General features: G+C 66.6%; 4 protein-coding genes. All 4 read left to right on the top strand.

Going from position 1 to position 6641, the window contains the following annotated elements:
• Positions 1–320, top strand: a 320-nt coding sequence (locus tag HY699_21440) for a GIY-YIG nuclease family protein (GenBank protein MBI4518373.1), incomplete at its 5' end; no start/stop codon positions are given.
• A gap of 38 nt (positions 321–358) precedes the next feature.
• Positions 359–2251: a PD40 domain-containing protein gene (locus tag HY699_21435; GenBank protein ID MBI4518372.1), complete on the top strand. Its 1893-nt coding sequence runs from the start codon at positions 359–361 to the stop codon at positions 2249–2251.
• A gap of 213 nt (positions 2252–2464) precedes the next feature.
• A complete protein-coding gene (locus HY699_21430; GenBank protein ID MBI4518371.1) occupies positions 2465–3613 on the top strand; it encodes a nitronate monooxygenase in 1149 nt (382 codons plus the stop codon).
• Between the two features lie 33 nt (positions 3614–3646).
• Positions 3647–6526, top strand: a complete 2880-nt coding sequence (locus HY699_21425; protein MBI4518370.1) for a molybdopterin-dependent oxidoreductase — start codon at positions 3647–3649, stop codon at positions 6524–6526.
• Positions 6527–6641 lie beyond the last annotated feature (115 nt).

Raw genomic sequence — 6641 nt, 5'->3', positions numbered from 1 at the left:
TGTACATTGGGGTGACCTCACAGCTGGCAACGCGGGTGCGGCAGCATAAGAGCAAGGTAGTGGAGGGTCTTTCGGCCAAGTACGGCGTTGACAAGCTGGTCCACTACGAAGCGCACGGCTGCGCCGAGACCGCAATCGTGCGGGAGAAGCAGCTGAAGAAGTGGCGCCGCGCCTGGAAGATGACAAATTGCGTCCCTTTCGGCCATGGGCCTCGGCCTGACAGTACACAGTACTGTCGGACTGGTGAGGATTTGCCCGGTCGGCTGCACGTTACCCACAGATTTGTCGCACACCCATGGCCGCCGCGCCGCTGTTTGTGACTTGACACGTGCGTCTTGGCGGTGTTCCAATAGCGCATATGCGCTGGGGCTTGCGCGCGCTCGCCGTGTTGGTGGCAGCGGGGGTCGGGACATCAGTGGGTCATGCCGACATCCTGCAAGTCACGGACCTGCCCGCTGGCAAGCTGACCAGTGTGCCGTCTGTCAGCGGCGACGGGCGATACGTCGCCTTCAGCTCGAACGCCAACATCGCCGGTTTGAATCCTGTGCCGCGCACCAATGTGTTCGTCTACGAAGCCATCACCGGCACCTGGAGCCTGATCACAACTGACGGCGGTAGCGATCCGAGCATCAGCGCCGATGGGCGCTGGGTGGCTTTCAGCTCGAGCGCCGATTACACCCGTGCCAATGCCGACGGCAGCGACGAGATCTTCAAGTACGATCGCAGCAATCGGCGTTTCTACCAGATGACGCGGGATTACCTCGGCGAGGGCTCCAGCGGCCGCCCTTCGATCAACCGGGACGGGACCCGCATCGCTTACGAGACCAACAGCAACCTCAGCCGCCGTAACCCCGACTTCAGCAACGAGGTGTATTTCAACCGCAGCGGCGTGAACTTCGCCGCCAGCGTCGATCCCAACGGCGACGGTGAGAGTCTGAACCCCAAGGTCAGCGGCGATGGCCGCTTTGTCGTCTTCGAGACGACCAGTAACCTTGTCGCCAACCTCGACTACAGCTCGGAGTTGATAATCTACGACAGCGCGACCTATAGGTTCGGTCAGCTGACCTACGATGCCCAGGGTAACGGCTCCAGTTACGATGGCGCCATCAATGTCGACGGCCGGTTCATTGCCTTCGTTTCGTCAAGCAACATCGCCAATCTCAACCCCGAGGGCTCGGACGCCGTGTTCCTCATTGTTAACCGGCGGCCGACGCTGGTGACCGAGACCGCGGCCGGCGCCTTCGGCGGCAGCTCGCCGTCGGTGAGCGACGACGGGCGCTGGGTGGTCTTCGTGACCTCCTTCAATGCCACCGGGGGCAACCCCGATCGCAATCAGGAGATCGTGCTCTACGATTCAACGCGTAAGGCCTTCACGCAGCTGACGAGCACGGCGACTTGCTCGAATACAATGCCGAAGGTCAGCGGGGACGGGACCCACATCGTGTTCCTGTCGAACTGTGACATCACCGGCAGTAACGCCGACCGCAGCCGTGAGATCTTCATCGCGGATAACCCAGCACTCAGGCTGCTGGTCCAGTCGGAGGGGCCGGTCAACACCGAGGTGCGCGATCCGCTCGATCGCATCATCCGGCGCAACCTCAACCTCATCCCCGGTGCCCTCTACGAAGAGGGCGACTTCGATGCTGACGGCCAGTTGGAGGCCGCGGTCTCGATCCCAAAGGCGCTCGACGGCGCCTACCGTATGACCTTGTTCCCCGAACTGGGGGCGCTCGCGAGCGATCCCGTCAGCCTCTCGGTGCTGTTGAACGGCATTACCATCTACTTGGCAAACGACACCGTGGAAGCGCTGACCGGGAATGAGGTCAGCTTCAATATCCAAGGGCTCACTCGCCCCGTGGGTCGCCTGAAGCCCGAGAGCGGCTTGCTCAGCCGCGTGCTCTTGTACGGCACCTTCACGCAGCCTCCCGCTGCCACCGGGCCGGTAACCATCCGCATCACCGACGGCGCGAACGCGGCGGTGTTCGACCTCGGTCGGGTGGAGCATTACCCGGTCGTCGGGCGGCGCAAGTCGTTCAGCGGTAGCGTGAACGGATTCCAGGTCAGCATGTCGATCTACACTGGGTGGGATGGCGTGGCCCGTTTGAACTTCGTCGCCCGCGGCGGTGACCTGACGATGTTCGACGGCACTGGCCACGTCACCATGACCGTGGTGGTGCAGGTCGGCAAAGACACCTACCTGTACCAGCGCCGCTTCAAGCGCTTTTCTACGGGCGAGCTGATACTACAGTAGCCGCCGCCACCTCCAATTCGACTCGTTGTTCGCACTCTGGCGGCGCACGGTCCGCAGCGCCCGCCACGAGCAGTGCAGCTTAGGAACGCGGGTGGCGTCGGCGCTCGGCGCCACCCCAATGCCAGCCCCTGGGTACGAAATCGCCATTGACGATTGAGCGCGGGTGGTCGAAAAGGTGTAGCGGCCCGAAGCGCCAGAGAGGAAACCGGACTCATGCGTACCACAGTGACCAAGATGTTGGGGATCGACTTCCCCATCTTCGCTTTCACCCACTGCCGCGACGTCGCGGCCGCGGTGACCAACGCCGGCGGCTGCGGCGTGCTCGGGGCAGTGGCCCACACGCCCGAGCAGCTCGATGTCGACCTCAAGTGGATCCGCGCGCAAACCAAAGGCCGGCCCTTCGGCGTCGACCTGCTCATCCCCAGCAAGTACGTCGGCGCTGGCGAAGGCGGGTTCGATTTCGCCAGCCTGAACGCGATGGTCCCCGCCGAGCACCGAGAGTGGGTTGACGATTTGCTCGCGCGCTACGAGGTGCCGCCGCTGCCGCCGCCTTCGCCCGAGAGCCGCAGGGAGGAGCGAGGGATGACCGGCCTGCGCGTGGACGCCAAGAGCATGGCCCCGCTCATCGACGTCGCCTTCTCCCACAACATCGCCGTGATCGCCTCGGCTCTGGGGACCCCGCCGCCTTGGTTGGTTGAGCGGGCACACGCCCACGGTACCACCGTGGCTGCCCTCGCCGGCCGCATCGATCATGGCGTCGCCCACAAGCGGGCGGGCGTGGACATCGTGATCGCACAGGGCACCGAAGGGGGCGGACACACCGGCGAGATCGCTACCATGGTCCTCATCCCACAGGTCGTCGATGCCGTTGCGCCCACGCCCGTGCTGGCCGCCGGTGGCATCGCCTCGGGACGCCAAGTGGCCGCCGCGCTCGCCCTCGGCGCTGAAGGCGTCTGGTGCGGCTCGGTGTGGCTGACCACGGCCGAGGCCGAGACCACCCCGGAAATCAAGGAGCGCTTCTTGGCCGCGACCTCCGCTGACACACGCCGGTCGCGCTCGCTGACCGGTAAGCCGGCGCGCATGTTGCGCAGCGCTTGGACCGATGCCTGGGAGGCCCCCGACGCGCCCGCGCCGCTGCCGATGCCGCTGCAAACCATGCTCGTGGTCGAGGCCCAGCGCCGCATTCACCGCGTCGCTCACAAGCCCGACTCCGGGGGCCGCCAGCTGCTGACCTACTTCGTCGGCCAGGTCGTCGGCCAACTCAATGAGACCAAATCGACCCGCAAAGTGGTGAGCGAGATGGTCGAGGAGTTCATCGCCACCATGGAGCGCATGAACGGACTGGTGAGGGACGATTCATAGGGCGCGTTCCGCTTCGCGGGAAAGGGGGGCAGCATGGCAGGAATCTCTCGTCGCGACTTCGTCAAGGCTGTGGGCAGCGCGGCGGCGGCCGCCACCCTGCCCGCCGGGAGCGGTTGCGAGCGCTCCGAACCTGAGCCGCCTTCCGCGCCGCCACTTCAGCGCGAGGCATCGGCGCCGGCGCGTCCTGCCGGCTGGGAGGATCGCTACCGCACGCAGTGGCGGTGGGACCGCACTGCGAAGTCCACCCACTTCAATAACTGCGCTTACCAGACCCACTGCCTGTTCCAAGTGTACGTGCAGGACGGCCGCATCGTGCGCGAGGAGCAAGCCGCTACCTATCCGGCGCTCCATGCCGGTGTCCCCGACCCCAACCCTCGCGGCTGTCAGAAAGGCTGCACGTATGGCGCGCTCAGTTACGGCGCGTATCGCGTCACCAAGCCGCTCAAGCGCAAGGGGCCGCGCGGCTCGGGCGCATGGGAAGAGGTTTCGTGGGACCAGGCGCTCGGCGAAATCGCGGACAAGCTCATCGACGCAATCGTCGAGGGCGGCCCCGACACGGTGGTGATGGATCCCGGCACCAACGGCATCGGCTCGACGGCTTACGCCGCCGCCCAGCGGCTCGCCGAGGCCATCGACTGCGTTACCCTCGACCCCAATCCGGAGATCGCCGACCACCAGCCGGGCGCCGCGGTCACCTACGGCGGCGTCGTCGGCGCGCGCTCGCACGAGGAATTCTTCTACTCCGACCTGATCCTCATCTGGAGCGGCAACCCGGCCTACACCCAGATCCCGAACTTCCATTACCTCACCGAAGCCCGCTACCACGGCGCCACCATCGTCACGATTTCACCCGACTACAACGCCTCGGCGATGCACACCGACCTCTGGATACCGGTGCGCCCCGGCACCGATGCCGCGCTTGCGCTGGCGATGGCCAAGCTCATGCTCGACGAGCGGCTGTACAACGAGGCGCTGCTGCGCGAGCAGACCGACCTGCCACTACTGGTGCGCCTCGATACCAAGAAGTTCCTGCGCGAGTCCGACCTGAAGCAGGGGGGCTCCAGCGAGACGCTCTACCGCTGGGACAGCAAGCGCAATGCGCTGGCGGTCGTGCCAGCCCACACCCTGGCGCTCGACGGCAGCGCGCCCGCGCTCGAAGGCACGTTCGAGGTCGAGACGCTGGCGGGCCACGTGCAAGTGCAGCCGGTATTCGAACTGCTCAAAGCGCAAGTGGCGCCGTGGACGCCGGAGGCGGCCAGTGCCGTCTGCGGTACGCCGCCAGATCTGATCCGCCGGCTGGCACGGATGCTGGCCAAGGCCAAGGCCGCCAGCAACGTCGAGACCCTCTGCCTGGGCAAGATCCACCACGGCGATGCGATCATGCGCGCGCAGATCCTCGTCTTCGTGCTCGCCGGCCACCTCGGGCGCAAGGGCGCGGGTTACTGCCCCGTGGCCAACCTCGCCCCCGACGGGCAGAGCGCGCTGTTCGGCGAGGCGCGCGGGCTGCTCACCCCGAGCAAGGAACTCTCGCGCCGGCACGCCTTCGCGTTGCTGCGCGATCATCTGTTGCGCCGGCCGATGTCACGAGAAGTGATCCGCGCGCTATCGGAGGAGTTCGTCTCGTCGAAGGGCAGCGCCAGCGCGACGCTGTTCTGGCAGCTCCACGGCGGCATCATCGACGTCGCCGCCGGCCCCTGGGACCCGGCGCTGCCGCGCACTGTGCGCGAGTACGTCCGCGAGGCCCTGGAGCGGAAGTGGCAGGCCCTCGAACCACCCCTCGACAAGCGCCCGCGGGCGCTCCTGGTCATGGCCGGCAATCCGCTCCGCCGGGTACGCGGCGCGCACCGGCTGCGGGAAGTGTTGTGGCCGAAGCTCGACCTTGTCGTCGTCAACGACATCCGCATGAGCTCGACCGCCCGCTTTGCCGACTACGTCCTGCCCGTCGCCGCCTCGTACGAGAAGGCCAACGCCTCGGCCTTCATCAACCAGTTTCTGCTGGTGCACGCGGCGCGGGCAGCGGTCGCGCCCATCGGCGAGTCGAAGGACGAATGGGAGATCACCTGCCTGCTAGCCGCAAAGATCCAGGAGCGCGCCAAAGCACGCGGCCTCTCCGCCTTCACCGGGCGCCGCGGCGAGAGCCGCCGGCTCGACACGGTGCACGACCTCGTCACCCACGACGGCGAGTTCGGCGCCAAAGACGCGGAGCAGTTTGCCCGCCTGACGATCGAGCGCGCCACCAACCTCGACGTGACCAGCTTCGAGGAAGCGAGCGGGCGCGGCTGGGCGCGCGTCACTGCCCTCGGCCGCGGCCTGATGAACGCCACCTCGGCCACCGATTGGCAGCCGGGCGAGAGCATCACGCCCTACCTCTGGCATACCCGCGACCGGCAGCCTTGGCCGACGCTGAGCGGGCGCGTGCAGTTCTACATCGATCACGACTGGTACCTCGAACTCGGCGAAGCGCTGCCGGCGTTCAAAGAGCCGCCCAAGGCCGGAGGCGATTACCCGCTGCAAATGACCGGCGGCCACACGCGCTGGAGCATCCACGCGTTGCAACGAGCCGACCCGTGGATGTTGCGGCTGCAACGCGGCCAGCCGTGCCTGTACGTCTCCCCCGAGGACGCCGCGGCGCGCGGCATCGCCGACTGGGACCGCGTCGAGGTCGCCAACGACGTTGGCCGTTTCCCCGTGCGCGTGAAGCTCTCGCCCGCAATCCGCCCCGGGCAGGTGGTGATGTACCACGCCTGGGAGGACTACCAGTTCGAGGGCGGCATCGGCCACCGCAACGTCATCGCCACGCCGATCAATCCGCTCGGGCTCGTCGGCGGCTATCCCTACCTCGACCCGATGTTCGGGATGCGTCAACCCGGGATGAGCGACCGCGATACCCGGGTGGCGATCCGCAAGCTCTGAAGTGCTCGTGAGCGGAGGTGCCCCAACCTTCCGGCTTGGCCTGCGGACCCGGTACAGCAAGGGTGCGCGACAAATTTGTGGGTAACGTGGTGCCGACCCTGATCCTGTTCGGTGT

The sequence above is a fragment of the Deltaproteobacteria bacterium genome, assembly GCA_016210005.1.
Taxonomy (GTDB): Bacteria; Desulfobacterota; Binatia; order HRBIN30; family JACQVA1; genus JACQVA1.
This window is presented reverse-complemented; position numbering and strand designations above follow the sequence as displayed.